We start from the raw sequence: 17520 nt of genomic DNA on the forward strand, positions 1-17520 counted from the left end.
CATGAAGTTTGTGTGACATCCGTTCGGTCGCGCCCCTCGCCAACTGCCTATGACGTAACAGCAGGTTTTTGCACGCCTGCGGCCTTGTGTGGCAATCAAAAAGGATCTCGTAGTGATGCTCGCTCGCCCATCCCGTCGTCGTACCAGCGTTCTGTCCTCCAAACGTGAAGCCATGGAGCCGGCGCTGTGGTTGCTCAAACCGTTGGCGCACGCGGTGGCGTTGTGTCTGGTGGCGGGCAGCGCGCAGGCGCAGACGGCGTTCAGTTCGGGCTGGTTTGCTGCCAAGGGCGCGGCGCAACAGGCTGCGGCGGCGCGTCCGAGCGTGGGTGGCTTGCCTGGAATGACATCGCCGCTGGCCCAGCAGCAGAAGGCCAATGCGCAGTTGCAGCGTTCGATTCAGACCCTGAACAACACGGTCGCCGCGATTGCCGCGCAACAGGCGGCGCAGGCGGCCGGGCGCGCCGCCGCGTTGGGCTCGGTGCAGTTTGTGCCGGACGGTCTGGGCGAAGGCGGTCTGAAAGTCGACAACAGCCTGACCCAGGGCTGGCAGAACGCGAAGGGCCCGCAGCAGACCCAGGTCGATGGCAAGACCACAGTGACGATCGAGCAGACCGCCGACAAGGCCATTCTCAACTGGGAAACCTTCAACGTCGGTCGCAACACCACGGTCGATTTCGCGCAGCAGTCGAACTGGGCAGTGCTCAACCGGGTCAACGATCCGAACGCCCGGGCCAGCCAGATTCAAGGCCGGATCAAGGGCAACGGCACGGTGATGCTGATCAACCGCAACGGCATCGTGTTCAGCGGCAGCAGTCAGGTCAACGTGCGCAACCTGGTGGCGGCAGCGGCGAACATCACCGATATCCAGTTCCGTGATCGGGGTCTGTATTTCGACAGCACCGGCAGTCAACCGACCTTCACCGATGCGGCCGGCAAAGTGCTGGTGGAGCGCGGTGCCTCGATTGAAACCCATAAACCGTCGGCTTCCACCGATGCCGGCGGCTATGCGCTGCTGCTCGGCAACGAAGTGCAGAACGACGGCAGCATCAACACTGCCAAGGGTCAGACCGTGCTGGCCGCCGGTGACCGTTTCTACATCCGCAAGGGCTCGGGCACCGAAGGCAATGCGCTGTCGACCACATTTGGCAGCGAAGTGATTCCGGGATTCAAGGCCGGTGCGGTGGCGGGCAAGGTCAGCAACAACGGATTGATCCAGTCCGCTACGGGCGACATCACCCTGACCGGTCATGAGGTGGTGCAAAACGGCGTATTGCTCGCCAGCACGTCAGTGGCGACGCGAGGCACGATTCACCTCACCAACCCGATCTCCGATACCAACGGCAGCGTGACGCTGGGGCAGGGCAGTGCCACGGCGATCATGCTCGACAGCAGCGACATGACCGCCCTCGACAGCCAGCATCAGGCCGCGCTGACGGGCGTCACGGCCAACAACCGGATCCGTGGCGACCAGTCGCGCATCGAGATCCAGAGCGGCGGTAGCGTCGAGTTCCAGAATGGCTCCATCACTCTGGCCACAGGCGGGCAGGTCGCGGTCAGCGCGCAGCGCCGCAGCCTGGTGCGTGAGGGCGCGATGATCGATGTGTCCGGTGCCATCGGCGTCAAGGTGGCGATGGAAAACAACAGCATCAAGATCAACGTGCAGGGCAATGAGCAGCGTGATGCGTCGGTCAACCGCGAGAAGGGCGCGCTCAACAGCAACGACATCTGGGTCGATGTGCGCGAGCTGGTGTATGTGCCGGCCGGCACCAACGGCTATGCCACGGATCGCTGGTACACCGCCGGTGGCCTGTTGGAAGTCGGTGGTTATCTCGGCACCCAGGGGCACAGCGTCGGCGAGTGGATGGCCCAAGGTGGCGTGGTGAGTTTCGCCGGCAACGACGTGGTCACCGAAAAGGGTTCGCTGATCAACCTGTCCGGCGGCACCCTGGATGTGCAGAGCGGGCAGATCCGCCAGAGCTGGCTGCGTGGCGCAGACGGGCGCTTGTACGAAGTTTCCCGTGCACCGGGGGATCTGCTCTACACCGGGCTGTACAAAGGTTATGAAGACAACAGCGAGCGCTGGGGCCGGACCAGCTACTTCTACAACCCGCTGATCGCTCCGCGTTCGCGCTTCGAGTCGGGTTACACCGTGGGCCGGGATGCCGGGCAACTGGTGATTTCCACTGCCAGCGCCGTGCTCGACGGGCAGATGATCGGTGACGTGTACCAGGGCGAGCGGCAGAATCAGGCGCCGAAACCGGTGCTCGACGGCTATCAGCAGAGCCAGACCGCGCTGGCCCGGCGTGCGCAATTGATTGTCGGCAGTTACGACCCGACCTTTGTCGCGGCGTCGAACGGCCTGCTCTACACCCTCAATCCAATGCTTGATCAGGTGCAGATCGGTGGCACGCGCCCGGTCGCCGACAACGATCTTGAATTGACCGGCGCGGTGTCCGATGCCCGCAAGGGCAAGCTGTATCTCGATAACGATCAGCTCAACGGATTCCGCCTGGGTGCGCTCAAGGTTTCGGCCAAGGATCAGATCGCCGTTGACGGCGCTCTCACGGTCGATAACGGTGGCGACATCACCCTGTACGCCCCGGATGTGCAGGTCGGCGCGGACCTGACTGCTCGCGGTGGCAGCCTGCGTCTGGGCAACGTACTCAATCAGTTCAACGGCGGTACAAACACCGACACTCGCCTGGCGGCCAAAACCGACAAGGCGACACAAACCCGCATCGCCGAGGGCGTGCTTCTCGATACACGAGGCCTGTGGAGCAACCTGCGCACCAACCCGGACGATAACGCCAGCCTGGCGTATCTGAACGGTGGCCTGATATCGGTCCGCAGCAGCGGCGATATCGACGTCGCTGCCGGCAGCCTGCTCGATGTCTCTTCCGGTGGTGCCGTGCTTGCCAATGGCAAAACCCGGGGCGGCAAGGGCGGCGACCTGACGCTGGAGTCGAGCGCTATTTCCGCGCCCGGAAAGACCCATCTGAACCTCGATGGCGAACTGCGCGGGTACGGCGTCACGGGCGGCGGCACCCTGACGGTGCAGGCCAACAAAATACTCGTCGGGCAAACGGATAAAACCCTGGCGGAAAACACCCTGCTGCTGTCCGCTGATCTGTTCGACAAGGGATTCTCCGCCTACAACCTGATCGGCCTGAGCGGACTCGAAGTTGCCGAAGGCACCGCAATCGACGTGAACATGCCGGTCTACCGTTTCGGCGATGCGGCACCGAACGAGATCAGCGGCGTTGATCCGCGTACGGCGCTGGAGCTGTGGACCCCGACGCTGTTCCAGGAAAACCCGACCAAGGGCGTTCTGACCCAGCGCGCCGGTGCCAGCCTGACGTTGCAAGGTGGCGCGACATTGGACGACCTGATCGATGCCGCCAACAGCACCTTGACGCTGGGCCGTGGCTCGCGCATCAGCGTCGACCCGGGACGAAGCATCAAACTGCGTGGCGCCGGGCAGATCACCGTCGATGGTGAGCTGTATGCAAGGGGGGGCACGATTGACATCCGCCAGCAACAGTTCGGCTCGATCAAGCCGGCGACGTCCATCCTGGTTGCCGATCCGAAGGCCCATGACCGTTCGATCTGGATCGGTGAACAGGCCGTGCTGGATGTATCCGGCCAAGTCAGTACCGCAACGGACGTTCTGGGGCGCACGTATGGTCAGGTGGGCAAGGGCGGCAGCATCGTCATCGGCGGCGAGATCGACTCGAAACTCGCCACAGCCACCGCTGCCGATGCTTACGTGATCGTACGACCAGGCGCACGGCTGGATGCCTCGGGTGCAGAGGCGTTGCTCGATATCGCCGGCCAGGGTCCGACCCGCATCGCCACTGACGGTGGTCGCATCAGCCTGAGTTCTTACAACGGTCTGTTCATCGAAGGCAGTCTGCGTGCGGTGGCGGGTGGTCTCGGGGCCGCTGGAGGACGTCTGGACATTGCCCTGGAATCACCGTTGTACGCGGACTCTGCGGACAACAAGGTGCGAGCGCCAAGGGAGATGATCATTGCTCAAGGCGCGGCTGATCAGCGATTGGGATCGGATCTGGAACCCGGCCATAGCGCTGACGGTTTGCGCTACGGGCAGGCGCGCTTGAGTGCCGATGGTTTGATGAGTGGTGGTTTCGATAACCTGAGTCTGCTCAGCAACGGTCTGCTGTCGTTCGACGGTGACGTGAATCTGCACATGAATCAGAGCCTGAGCCTGTATGCGGGCGCTTTGTCTCTGGCCGAGTCGTCGAACGATGCAACGCGTGTCAATGTCAGCGCACCCTATCTGCGCCTGTCCGGAGTCGGCACCTACTACGGCATCGTCGGTAAGGTTCGACCTCAGGCAACACTCAATCCGACGACCCGACTGTCAGAGGCCAGCTTCAACGCATCGGCGAATCTGCTGGATCTGAGCAACGGTCTGTCGTTCGGTACCCAGGGCGTGATCCGGCAAGTCAGCGGTCCCGCCGCTGAATACAGCCGACGGGCTTTTGGCGAGGTATCGCTCGATAGCAGCGGTGATCTGCGTTTCCTGGCACAGACCGATGGCGCGGAGAAGACCCGCCTGTGGACGCCGGGTGACTTGAGCCTTGGCGCTGCACAGATTTATCCCGCCAGCGGCGTCCAGGCTGAAGTGCGTGTCGGTTATCAGGGCTCGATTACGGCGCCGGCGCACACGTTGCGCATCAGCGGACGGGGTGCGGCGCCCGTTGCATTGCCGTACTCGGTGTTCGGCAAGTTGAGTCTGTATGGCGGGTACGTCGAGCAGGGAGGGGTGATTCGCGCACCGCTGGGCCAGATTTCTCTGGGTGACGACCTGTTGACCCAGACCCGCGAGGTTCATCTGCTTCCCGGCAGCCTGACTTCGGTCAGCGCTGCCGGCCTGGTCATGCCGTATGGTGGCACCACCGATGGCATCGACTACCTTTACAACGGCAAGTCCGTCGCCCTTGAGGGGATCACGGGCGAGAACACCGGCGTGGCAATCCGCTCGCAATTCATTGACGTACAGAGCGGCGCGGTCATTGATCTTTCGGGCGGTGGCGATCTGCGCGGCGCCGGTTTCGTTTCCGGGCGTGGCGGCTCAACCGATGCGCGTTTCAACCCGCTGGTACGCAACGCCGCTGACGGTACATTCAGCTTGCCGGGGCTGGCAAGCAACCCGGTCTACGCCATTGTCCCGGGCAATCAGAGTACCTACGCGCCCGTGCTCGCCGAAGCCGGTGCGGTGGACCCGCGTATCGGCCAGCAAATCACGCTGGGGGCTGGTGTTCCGGGGCTGCCGGCGGGCACCTACACACTGTTGCCTTCTACTTTCGCGCTGTTGCCCGGTGCGTTCCGGGTCGAGGTCAATGGTCAGGCCGCACCAGGCACGACAACGGGCACATTGCGCAATGGTTCGTGGACCAGTAACGCACAGATGTCGATTGCCAATACCGGCCTGCGCGACAGTCTGGCCAGTCAGGTCATTCTGACTTCGGCTGATGTGTTGCGCCGTTATTCGCAGTACAACGAAACCGGATTCACTGCATTTATCCAGAGCGATGCCGCGCGCCGTGGCGTGCCAAGGGCGCTGGCACCGATGGATGGCAAGACACTGGATTTGCGTCTGGTTGCTGGCGGCAAGCAAGACATTGCGCTTCAGTTCGCGGGTAGCGCGTTATTCGCGGCAGCCGAAAATGGCAGGGTTGGCACAGCGGTGGTACGCAGTGGCAACGCCGGCGCAGATTTTGAAATCCTGGGTGCAGGGCATGCTCCCACTGAGGGTTTCAAAGGCGTCTCTCTCTATGCCGATACCCTGAACAACCTGAATGCAGGACGTCTGACCGTCGGCGCAATGCCGAATGTGCGGTACACCGTGGAAGGTAATCTCATCAGTTTCCTGGGTGATAACTCCAGCATCGTTCTGCGTGAAGGGGCCGTATTGTCGGCGCCGGAAGTCCTGTTGCGCACGACATCGGGCGCCGGCGGGATAACGGTCGAGGCGGGGGCGGGCATCAATACGCTGGGGCGCGGCAATGTCGCTTATGACTCCGCGGATGGCTATCTCTATAAACCGGGGGCCGCCAGCATGTTGTTGGTGTCCAACGGCTGGACCAATGTACTGGCACCCGACCAAGGCAGCGGCGGCAACGTTCGTATCGGCACCTGTACGTCTGACGCCTGCAGCAACCCGGCGCTGCTTTATTCCAATGGCAGCATTACCGCCGCCACCAACGATCAGTTCGAGCTGGGCGAGGCCGTACGTTTCGGTACCCGGCATCTGGCGCTCGCCGTGGGCGCGGTGAATGTCGGTAATGCAGCGTCGCTGGCGGCGGCAGGCAAACGCGTACCCAATGGCCTGGTACTGAACCCGACTGTGCTTGACCGCCTGTTACGCGGCGACACTCAGTATGGTGCGCCAGCCCTTGAAACCCTGAGCCTGACCGCTCGTGATGCATTCAACTTCTTTGGCAGCGTAACCCTCGATACGCTGGACCCGCAGACCGGTCAGAGCAAGTTGCAGAATCTGTTACTCGTGACACCTGCGATTTACGGCTTGGGCGATGCCAGTGATGTGGCGACCATCCGTACCAGCAATCTGATCTGGAACGGTGCCACTCAAAACCCGGGCACGGTGATCAAAGAGGGAGCCGGCACCGGAAAGGGGACGCTGGATATTCAGGCGCAACGCATCGAGCTGGGTTACGGGCCGATGCCACAACCCAATGGTCTGGATCAGAACAATCGTCTGGCGCTGGGTTTTGCCAACGTCAACCTGACGGCCAGTGAACGCATTACTGCCAATCACAAGGGCAGCCTGGCGGTTTATCAGCAGCAGGGCGTTTACGACCCGGTCAAAGGCTACACCTACAGTGGCGGCAATCTGAATCTGCGCACACCGTTGCTGACTGGTGAAGCGGCATCGGTCAGTCTGCTCAAGGCCGGCAACAGCCTGACGCTCAGTGGCGCCGGGGCTGTTGGAGTGGCCAATGCCCTGGGGGCGGAGTTGAACCTTGAAGCCCGCAACGTCGTGCTCGACAGCCGTATCGCATTGGCCAGCGGCAAGCTGACGGTGAAGTCCGAGGGCGATCTGACCCTGGGCAGCGGAGCCGTGCTGGATATGGCCGGGCGCACCTTGCCGTTCAACGATGTCAGCAAGTACAGCTGGGGCGGCGATGTTTCGCTGTACAGCGCCAACGGCAATATCCGTCAGGCCGCGGGCTCGCGCATCGACCTGTCGGCGCAGAACAATCAGGCCGGCAACCTCAGCGTCGTCGCATTGGCGGACGCAGCCGGGATGGTCGACCTGCAAGGCGAGATTGTCGGCGGCAGCAGCGGTTACTACGACGCCGGGGGCACGTTGGTGCCGTACAAGGCCGGGGGCGTGGACATTCGCGCGCAGCGTCTGGACGGTGACGCCTCCGAGCAGTTTGCCGCGCTCAACCAGCGCTTGAACGCCGGTCAGGTGTTCGGCAGTCGCAGCCTGCAACTCAAGCAGGGCAACCTGGTGATCGGCGACGGTCTCAAGGCTGGCGAAGTCAATGTGTCGGTGGACAATGGCAGCCTGACGGTGGCCGGTCTGATCGATGCCAGCGGCGAACGTGTCGGCAGCATTCGTCTGTCGGCGAAAAACGGTCTGACCCTCGCGGGCAATAGCGTGCTCGACGCCCATGGTCGCGTGCTGCGGGTGGACAGCTACGGCAAGATCATCGATGCGCCGAACCGTGCCACGGTCGAACTCGGTTCCGGCGACGGCTTGCTCACGCTGGGCAGCGGCGCGCGCATCGACCTGCGCCACGGCACCGATGCCGTGCCCGGTTTCCTTGCGGGGCAACACGATGGAATGCTGCGCGGCACTCTGGAGCTGAACGCGCCACGCCTGGGCAACAATGACATCGCCATCGACGCCAGCGGTGCGCTGACCATTCAGGGCGCGCGTTCTATCGGGCTCAATGGCGTGCGCCGTTACACCGATGCCCGTGATGGTGTCGATCAGGCCGTCAGCGGGCGGCCGTATCAGGTCATCGATCAAGCCATGCTCGATCGCATTCACGGTGACAGCAACAACTTCATCAACGCTGCGCTGGGCAACAGTGATCTGCTGCAACGCAAACTGGCCGGGCTGAACAACGCCACCTACGCCGATGCATTCCATCTGCGGCCGGGCGTGGAAATCGCCAGCAAGACTGCCGACGGTGATCTGGTGGTGGAGGGCGATCTGGACCTTTCGGGCTATCGCTACGCCAGTCTCAATCCGCACACGCGGCTGAACCCTGCCGTTTACGGTTCAGGGGAGGCCGGCAGCCTGGTGATCCGTGCCGGCGGCAATCTCGATATTTACGGCAGCATCAACGACGGCTTCGCCCCGCCACCTGAAACCGTCGATGATGCCGGCTGGAAACTGATTGCAGGTGTGCAGCCGTTCGGCGGCGATCTGATCGTTCCGGGCACCGGTGTTTCGCTGGCCGAGGGTACGAGGTTCCCGGTAGGTGCAACGCTGAACTATGACGTGGCGATTCAGAGTGCGACCTTCGCCAGCGGTACGTTGCTGCCAGGTCAAGTGACCCTGAAAGAGTCCTATACCTTCAGCGCCGGTACGGTGCTGGCTGGCGCGATTCACGACCAGAACGGCAATTTGCTGTACGCCGCAGGAACATTGCTCAGCGACAGCGTGACCTTGCCAGCCACTACGCGTCTGGGTGCAGGCATTCGCCTGAACAAGGCGACCTCGCTGGACGCGATGACCTGGCCCAAAGGAGTGCCGCTCCCCGGGACTGTCGATGCAGACACCGGCAACACTGACGGCGTTCTGTTGAGCGGTTCACTGGCCTTGTTGCGCGGGTCGCTGATTCCGTCAATGACGGACGTGAAACTGGCCGACGGTACGTCCCTGATCGAGTTGCGCCCGTTCAACGGCACGCAGCAGGGCAAGAACTGGGCAGTGGCGAGCATGTTGCCGTCGGGCAGTGCGTCGTGGTCAATGCGTGTGGTGGCCGGTGCCGATCTTGAGGCCGCCGATAACCGCATGGTCAAACCGGTGACCAGCGAAGGCAATTTACGACTGGCGGATACTCACTATGGCGTGACGGTCACTCAGGGTGCCGCGAAACTGGTCTGGGCCGTCGGCAACCAGTATGGCTTCCCCGCGTATGAGCCGATCCCCGAGGAGTACCTGATTCTGTGCGAGATCGGTCCCGGCGATTGCGCGCCGATGGCACGCTGGGTCTGGGCACCGGGCAGTGGCATGGGCGCCGATTACGAGCCCGTTCCAGATGACTACCTGATCCTTTGCCAACTGATGCCGGAGTTGTGCCTGGAAAACAATCCGCAGAAATCCGCCAAGGCTCACACCCAGATGTTCAGTGTGCTGCGCACAGGGACGGGCGATCTCGACCTGATATCGGCGGGCAATCTGAGCATGGACTCACCTTTTGGTGTGTACACCGCAGGGACGCAGTCGGCCAATGTCGATCCGCTCTATAACCAGCCACGCGGGCACCTTTCCGATACCAACTCGGTTCTGGGCAGCACGGGGGCCGACTACGAAAAATGGGTCAACGGTGGCACTGACAGCCTTTATCAGGCCTGGTATCCACAGCTGGGCGGCAACCTCACAATCAATGCCGGTGGATCGATTTCCGGCGATTCGGTAGGGCACAAGGAGCAAACCACGTCCGGCGGTTTCCGCGACCAGATCGCCAGCGTCGCCGTCGGCAACTGGCTGTGGCGCCAGGGGACGGGGAGTGCCGATGTTCCAACCGCCTGGTGGATCAACTTCGGCAGTTACATCACTCAGCCGATACCGAATGCAACCAGTACCGACCCGTATCTGGTGGGGTTTACCGGCTTTGGTACGCTGGGCGGCGGCAACATCAGTTTGCGCGCCGGGGCTGACGCGGGCCTGTTGAAGCCCATGGGCGATTCGCGCAATTACCTGCGCAGTCAAGGGCTGATCGTGGCAGTCGGCAGCACAGGCAGAATCGGCAGCGATGGTAGCGTGCAGATGACCGGTGGCGGTGACATGGATATCCGCATTGGCGGTCAGCTCAACCCGTCGCTGCAAGCCCGGGCGGGTGATACCGGCACGGCGCGACCATTCCACGATCTGCAAGGTGCACTGATTAACCTGCGCGGCGCGGCACAATTGAGTGGCGGGGCTGTGGGCGGAATTGATCTGCAATACGGCGCGGCCTCGCAATTCAATGACCCGAGAGAGACGCGCGCTTTCGATCCGTTTACTTCCACGCTCAGCAAAGCTTCCGGTGGCCTGGTGTTGATTCCCGGTGACTCGGGCATGAGCCTGAGCACCCGTGGCGATCTGGTGTTGGGCGGGGCTGGGGATCCGGGGCGAGTGAGCCTGCAGAACGCGACCCCTGTTTTCGACAGCAATGGGGACATCAAGAGAGGCGGGATCCTGAGTGGTTTTTCGTTGTGGACCGACCATACGGCAATCGACTTGTTTTCGGCGGGTGGCAATCTCGCGCCCAGTACGCAGATCGCAGAGTTCGACGGTTCCAACAATCTGATCCTTGGGCGAAACACTTCGCCTACGGACGGTCGATTCGTCTATCCCTCCATCCTTCGGGCAGTGGCGGGGCAGGGTTCCATTTATGCCGGTCCGTCTGCCGCTTTTGACGGCGGGCTTGGCAACAACCCGCTTAAAGCCTATTCGTTGCTGCTGGCGCCATCGCAGTCAGGTCAGCTGGAATTGTTGGCGGGTGATTCGATCTACGCGGGTGGCTATGCGATCAATCAATCCGGTGCCAGTCCTTTAGCCATCGCGACACCATTCAATCCGGCGTTCAATCGCTTTGATGCCAATTCGCAAGGCACACTGGTGGCCAGCAATTACAGTCGCGACGGTGTTGTTCCGGACGGAAACACGCGTTATCCGTTGTTCGCATTCGGTCCCAACAGCTATTCGGGATTGAGCGATGTGCAGCAGCCTGCACGCTTTTATGCGTTGACCGGTGATCTGGTGGGTATACGCACCGGTGAGACCTTGAATTTCGAAACATCCAAACGGACCTGGTACGAAGCCGCGGGCCCCGTCTGGATGATCGCCGGTCGTGACATCGTCGCGTCCGGAACCAATCTTGGACAGCCAACCTCCGTGCAGCCGGAAGAGATGGGCATCAACCGTGAGAACATCACGTCCACCGGCAACCTGTTCGTCCACAATGACTCACGAGACATCTCTCGCGTTTCTGCCGGTCGCGACATTCTCTACAGCAGCTTCGATATCGCCGGTCCTGGTGTCCTCGATATCAATGCCGGGCGCAACATCCTCATGGAAAACCGCGCCAGCATCACCAGCCTCGGATCGTTGGTGGCAGGCGATAAGCGACCGGGGGCCAGCGTGGTATTGCAGGCCGGTGTAGGCGCGCAGGGGCCGGATTACTCGCGGTTCATCGCCCGTTACCTGAACCCGCAGAACCTCGCCGACCCGAATGCGTCGCTCAACGGGCAACCGGGCAAAGTGGTCAAGACTTACCTCGATGAGCTGCAGAGCTGGCTGACCCTCGGCTATGGCTTCAGCGGCGACGCAGAGCAGGCGCAAGCCTTCTTCGCCGCGTTGCCAAGTGCCGAGCAGGCGATCTTCGCCCGCCAGGTGTACTTCGCCGAATTGCGTGCTGGCGGCCTGGAATACAACGACGTCGACGGCCCGCGCAAAGGCAGTTACCTGCGTGGTCGCAACGCCATTGCTTCGCTGTTCCCGACCACCGACGTGGCCGGAAACCCGATCCGGTATGACGGCGACATCACCCTTTACGGTGGCGCCGGGGTCAAGACCCTGTTCGGTGGCGATATCCAGATGCTCACGCCGGGCGGCGGTCAGGTGTTCGGCATCGAGGGTGCCGCGCCGCCGTCCACGGCAGGGATCATCACCCAGGGTTCGGGCAACATTCAGCTCTACTCCCAAGGCAGTATTTTGCTGGGTCAGAGCCGGATCATGACCACGTTCGGCGGCTCGATCCTCGGCTGGTCTGCCGAGGGCGACATCAACGCCGGTCGCGGTTCGAAAACCACCGTGGTCTACACCCCGCCGAAACGCGTGTACGACACCTGGGGCAACGTGACCCTGTCGCCATCGGTGCCGAGCACCGGCGCCGGTATCGCCACGCTCAACCCGATTGCCGAAGTGGCCCCGGGGGACATCGACCTGATCGCGCCGCTGGGCACCATCGATGCGGGCGAGGCGGGGATTCGCGTGTCGGGCAACGTCAACATCGCCGCGCTGACGGTGGTCAACGCCGCCAACATCTCGGTGCAGGGCAAGGCGACCGGCGTGCCGGTGGTTTCGGCGGTCAACACCGGGGCGATTACCTCGGCCAGTTCCGCCGCGTCGTCGGCAACCCAGGCGGCGGAAGACGTCGCCCGTCAGCAACAAGCCGCCTCGCGCCAGAACCAGGCTTCGGTATTTACCGTGCAGGTACTGAGCTTCGGCAACGAACAACTGGCCCCGACCCGCGACGGCGCCAGCCGCGCGCCGACACCCGGCTACAACCCCGACAGCCCGGTGCAGGTGCTGGGCGCCGGGGCGCTGGATGAACAGGCGAAACAGCAGCTGACCGAAGAGGAGCGGGGACAGCTGACGTTGTAAAGAACTCTCGTGTAGTACGCTTCGGGCGGCCATTTGGTCGCCCTTTTTTTTAGGTTGATGAAGTTGGAGGGTATTTTTGTCGGGCGTGAAGCACCCTCAGTATTTTGATGTGGCCATTCACTCGATAGACCAGCAGATAATTCGGATGAATCACCATTTCGCGAGTGCCAGGTACTCGGCCGGGCCGGTAACCATAAGGTATTGATGAAAGTCGCTGTGCTGCTGCACCCACCTTGTTTCTTAGCGAAATTGAAGCGTTGGTGTTGTGTTGCTCGATGTATTTGAAGATATCAGCCAGTTGACGCGAGGACTTGCTGCTCCATTCAAGCAGCAGAGCGGCGCTTCCTGCGCATCTCTTCCAGCATCTGGTCGAGCATTGCCATAACTTCATCATGGGGAATGCCAGGACTTGGATCATCAAGTGCATCCTGTACCTCCGCACGAAACCAGCGATCGTAGCTCTCTGCCTCTTCTTCGGATTCGAAGTCAGCGTAAAACGGGGAATGCAATATGCTCATAGTGATCTCCGTGATCAATTTCAGCAGTTTAAGGGGGAATGGCCCATTGTCGTCACTGGCAGACGATGTACCCCATGAGCCCTTGAAGAACCATGGGATAACGAAGCCCAGTATCTGCAAGCGCCCCTTTGAAATCTGCCGGACGTTTCCCCCCGTTGTCCGGCAATCTCGACTGCCACTGTAGGCCTATTCCTACCCTCTGTTTTTCAGGTTTTCAGCCTACAAATCCGCGCGCACCTTCCTACAAATGCACTCAGAACGCATACGGAATGCTCACCTTCGCCCACAGCATTTCCCCCTCCGGCCGGTTCTCCACGTCGAACTCCTTGGCCCAGCGGATCTCCGCGCTGGCGTACTTGAGGAAGGTGAAGTGCAGCGCCGGGCCGATGGCGAAGACCTTGCCGCGCACGCCGTCGTTCACGTCTTCGCCGGCGAACTGCACGGTGTGGCCGAACTGTTTGTCGTCGGTGGTCTGCTTGAGGTAGTAGCCATTGATGCCGAGCATCAGGTCGTCGGTGATCTTGTAGCTGGCCGAGTAATCGAAGTGGAAGATCTGCCCGGACTTGTAGTCGGTGTCCTTGTTCTTCTCGTTGAAGCTGTAGGTGGTCTTCATCGACACCTCGGTGCGTTCGGTCGGCAGCCAGGTGAAGGAGAACAGCGGTTTGTAGGTGTAGAAATTGTTGCTGGTGTTGGCCAGCCGATCGACGCTGTATTCGCCGGTGGGCACGGTGATTTCCACGGCGGCGCCGAGGGTCAGGTCCTTGCCCATGTCCCACAGGATGATCGGCGCGATGGTGGTATCGCCCATGCCTTCGCGGGTGTCGCTCAGGCCGAACACCGAGACTTCCTGCTTGAGCCACGGCTGGGCGATGTAACCGGCCAGGCGTCCGCCGAAAATCCGCACCGGGCTCAGGTAATCGAGACGCGGGATGACGGCGGTGGATTCGATCTCGACATTCGGCACCTTGCCGCCGAGCGAACTGATGTTGAGCTTTCGTGACTTGTAGTGGTTGTAGTAGAGATTGAAGGCGACCATGTTCTCCGGAAGGCTGTCGACTTCCAGCGGCAGCATGAAGAAGCCGTCGGTGCCGGGGCCGATGTTGTCGACGCCGGCTTCGGTGGCCAGCGCCGGCAGGGTCGCGGCGCAGCCGAGCAGGCTCAGCGCCAGTCGCACAGGGAATGTCGCGCGGTTCGGGGTCATGTCCGTCCTCATTATTATTGTGTTTGGCGCAACGCCGGTACGCAGGGCGCCCGGCCACCATAGAAATAAGCCCTTGGCGCACAACAGGGCAGGGTATTGGCGGACACGGAAGGGGACTTCTGCGGACAGTCCGCCAACCCTGTGCTAACTTCCTTCGACATAACCGGTTACAAAAATAACAATTCAGCGTGATCCGGAATGTCAGCCCCCATGAACGTAAAAGTCCAAGACCCGACCTTCGAAATGGCGCTGGTGTCGCCGTTTCTCCTGCAAACCCTGGCCGAAGTCGCCGCCAACAAGGGCGTCGAGCCGCAGAGCCTGTGCCGTGGCCTGGGTTTTGATTTCGAAGATCTGCAGGATCCTTCGCAGCGGATTTCCTACCGCCAGGCCGTGGCGATGATCCAGCGGGCGCTTAAAGCTTTGCCCAATCAGGGGCTGGGCCTGTGGGTGGGCGCGCAGAACGTGCTCGGGACGCTCGGTTTGCTGGGGCACGTACTGTCGCTGTGCAAGACCTTGCGCGATGCGTTCGACATTGGCGTTCGGCATCAGCACACCTCCGGCGGGATCGTCGTTTCCAGCGTCGATGTGGTGGGCGATCAGGTCTACGTCGACGTTGAATGCCGGCTGCCGTTTGCCGAGGTGCAGGTGTTTGCGGTGGAAGAGTTTTTCGCCAGCCTGCTGGTCTATGGCCGGGCGCTGGTGGGCGAGACGTTCAAGCCGATTGCCGTGGAATTCATGCACGCGGCGCCGGATTACGTTGATGAATACCGGCGCCTGCTGGGGCCGGAGGTGCGCTTCGGTTGCCTGCACAATCGGATGCTGATCGACGTGCAATGGCTGGATGTGAACCTGCCCAATCATCATTCGCTGGCGCTGCGTCAGGCGGTCAAACTGCTGGAGCTGGAAGCGGCGCAGGTTCATCAGAAACTTGATCTGATCCAGGCCGTGGAGCGGGCGATTGCCCGGGATCTGAGCCGGGGCAGTCACATTGAAAAGATTGCCGGTGACTTGAACATGAGCAGCCGGACTTTGCGCCGGCGGCTGACTGAACATTCGCTAACGTTTGAGGCGCTGCTGGAGCAGGTGCGGCAGGCGCGAACCATGAGTTTGCTGGCCAACCCTGATATGCCGATCGAGCGGATTACCGAGGAGGTCGGCTATAGCGATGTGCGCAGTTTTCGCCGGGCGTTCAAGCGTTGGACGGGGAAGAGCCCGAGTGCGTGGCGCAGCGAGTGCGTCATCTGATCCCCCACAAACCCTCCGCCTACAGTTAAACTCCGCGCTCTTTCCAAGGAGTCGACATGAGTTACTACCAGCCGGGCATTCTCGCCACCCCTGTTCCGCCGCAAGCACGTCACCTGTTTTTCGCTCTCGAGTCGGTTGAAGCGCTGCCGCAGGCGATCGACAACCTGCTGAACCTGGTGGATGGCAAGTCGGCGGTGGTCGGTTTTGGTGAAACCCTGGCCAAGGCCCTGAATGTGCACGTCGACGGCCTGCGCAGCTTTCCGGCGCTGACCGGTGTCGGCGTGGAAAACCCGTCGACCCAGCACGCCCTGTGGGTCTGGCTGCACGGCGTCGACCGTGGCGAGCTGCTCAACCGCAGCACTGCGCTTGAGGCCGCCCTGGCCCCGGCGCTGCGTCTGGTGCAGATGCAGGAAGCTTTCCGCCACAAGGACGGCCATGACCTCACCGGTTATGAAGACGGCACCGAAAACCCCAATGACGAAGCCGCCATCGCCGCCGCACTGCAAAGTGAAGGCGCTGACGGTCTGGTCGGTGGCAGCTTCGCTGCGATCCAGCAGTGGCAGCACGACCTCAAGGGATTCCATGCGCTGTCCGCTGAAGACAAGGACAACATCATGGGCCGTCGCCTGAGCGACAACGAAGAGATCGACGACGCCCCGGTGTCCGCTCACGTCAAACGCACCGCTCAGGAAAGCTTCGCCCCGGAAGCCTTCGTCGTGCGTCGTTCGATGCCGTGGATCGAAGGCGATCGCGCCGGCCTGATGTTCCTCGCGTTCGGCTTCTCCCTCGATGCCTTCGAAGCGCAACTGCGGCGCATGAGCGGTCTGGAAGACGGCATCACCGACGGTCTGTACCGCATCAGCCGGCCGATCACCGGCGGCTACTACTGGTGCCCGCCGCTGCAAAACGGCCACCTCGACCTGCGCGCACTGCGCATCGGCTGAGGCGCAAGCATGCACGTGGTGCGTTGGGGCATGATCGGTTGCGGCAGCGTTGCCGAACGCAAGAGCGGGCCGGCCTTCTACAAGGCGCCCGGCTCGGCGTTGGTGGCCGTCATGGGGCGACGCCTCGAAGCGGTGACCGATTACGCCGCGCGCCACGGTATCGCCCGGACTTACACCGACGTCGATGCCCTGATCAACGACCCCGAGGTGGACGCGGTGTACATCGCCACGCCACCCGACAGCCACCACGCCTACAGCCTGAAAGTCGCCGCCGCCGGCAAGCATTGCTGCGTGGAAAAACCGATGGCGCTCAACGTCGGGCAAAGCCGCGAGATGCAGCAGGTGTTTGCCGATGCCGGTTTGCACCTGTTCGTCTCCTATTACCGCCGTTCATTGCCGCGCTTCCAGCAGGTGCGGCAATGGCTGGAGCAGGGGCGCATCGGTGAGGTGCGGCATTTGAGCTGGACGCTGACCAAGGCACCATCGCCCAAGGATCTGGCCGGCAGCGCAAACTGGCGCACCGATCCGGCGGTGGCCGGTGGCGGGTATTTCGCGGATCTGGCCAGCCATGGATTCGACCTGTTCCAGTACCTGCTCGGCGACATCGTCGAAGTCGCCGGCTTCACCGCGCGTCAGGCCGGGTTGTACGCGGCGGAAGATGCGGTCAGCGCCAGTTGGCGATTCGCTTCGGGCGCGCTGGGCATGGGTTGCTGGAGCTTTGTCGCGGACCGGCGCGAGGATCGGGTCGAGATCATCGGCAGCCAAGGGCGGATCGGTTTTTCGGTGTTCGACGAACATCCGGTCGAGCTGCACGCCGATGAACACATCAGCCTGGAAATCTCCCATCACGAGCACATCCAATGGCACCACGTACTGGGCATGAATGCGCAGATTCGCGGTGAGTCCCGGCACCCGGCAGTCGCCGCCGAAGCCCTGAAGACCGATTGGGTCATGGATCAGATTCTCAAACGCTACTGATTCGCTGGTCGCACTCAATACCAATGTGGGAGCGGG

At 62.0% G+C, this 17520-nt stretch carries 7 protein-coding genes; 4 read left to right on the top strand and 3 right to left on the bottom strand.

Features of this window, described 5'->3' with window-relative positions:
* Nucleotides 1-115: 115 nt before the first annotated feature.
* Complete coding sequence (locus ACTJK9_RS03990; protein ID WP_440812292.1) at nucleotides 116-12598, top strand: filamentous haemagglutinin family protein; 12483 nt, start codon at nucleotides 116-118, stop codon at nucleotides 12596-12598.
* Between the two features lie 49 nt (nucleotides 12599-12647).
* Here the strand turns inward: ACTJK9_RS03990 and ACTJK9_RS03995 are convergent, their stop codons facing one another.
* From ACTJK9_RS03995 to ACTJK9_RS04005, 3 genes are all read right to left on the bottom strand, one after another.
* Nucleotides 12648-13016 (bottom strand): type II toxin-antitoxin system RelE/ParE family toxin, encoded by a 369-nt coding sequence (locus ACTJK9_RS03995; RefSeq protein WP_373874451.1) that lies wholly within the window; start codon nucleotides 13014-13016, stop codon nucleotides 12648-12650.
* Nucleotides 12922-13116 carry a type II toxin-antitoxin system RelB family antitoxin gene (gene relB / locus ACTJK9_RS04000; protein WP_064597149.1) on the bottom strand — a complete coding sequence of 65 codons (195 nt, stop codon included), beginning with the start codon at nucleotides 13114-13116 and terminating at the stop codon, nucleotides 12922-12924. Before relB ends, ACTJK9_RS03995 begins: the two co-directional genes overlap by 95 nt.
* Nucleotides 13117-13369: 253 nt before the next feature.
* Nucleotides 13370-14317 (bottom strand): SphA family protein, encoded by a 948-nt coding sequence (locus ACTJK9_RS04005; RefSeq protein ID WP_134022428.1) that lies wholly within the window; start codon nucleotides 14315-14317, stop codon nucleotides 13370-13372.
* 210 nt (nucleotides 14318-14527) lie between these two features.
* Here ACTJK9_RS04005 and ACTJK9_RS04010 point away from each other — a divergent pair, with 210 nt between their 5' ends.
* The 3 genes from ACTJK9_RS04010 to ACTJK9_RS04020 are packed head-to-tail and all read left to right on the top strand — an operon-like array spanning nucleotide 14528 to nucleotide 17484.
* Entirely contained in the window at nucleotides 14528-15562 is a 1035-nt protein-coding gene (locus ACTJK9_RS04010; RefSeq protein WP_085610496.1) for an AraC family transcriptional regulator, read from the top strand.
* Between the two features lie 56 nt (nucleotides 15563-15618).
* Entirely contained in the window at nucleotides 15619-16506 is an 888-nt protein-coding gene (locus ACTJK9_RS04015) for a Dyp-type peroxidase (RefSeq protein WP_440812297.1), read from the top strand.
* Between the two features lie 9 nt (nucleotides 16507-16515).
* A complete protein-coding gene (locus ACTJK9_RS04020; protein ID WP_440812300.1) occupies nucleotides 16516-17484 on the top strand; it encodes a Gfo/Idh/MocA family protein in 969 nt (322 codons plus the stop codon).
* The last annotated feature ends 36 nt before the right edge of the window (nucleotides 17485-17520 follow it).

This window comes from Pseudomonas sp. 22082, from assembly GCF_052046055.1.
In the GTDB taxonomy this organism is placed as follows: Bacteria; Pseudomonadota; Gammaproteobacteria; order Pseudomonadales; family Pseudomonadaceae; genus Aquipseudomonas; species Aquipseudomonas pharyngis.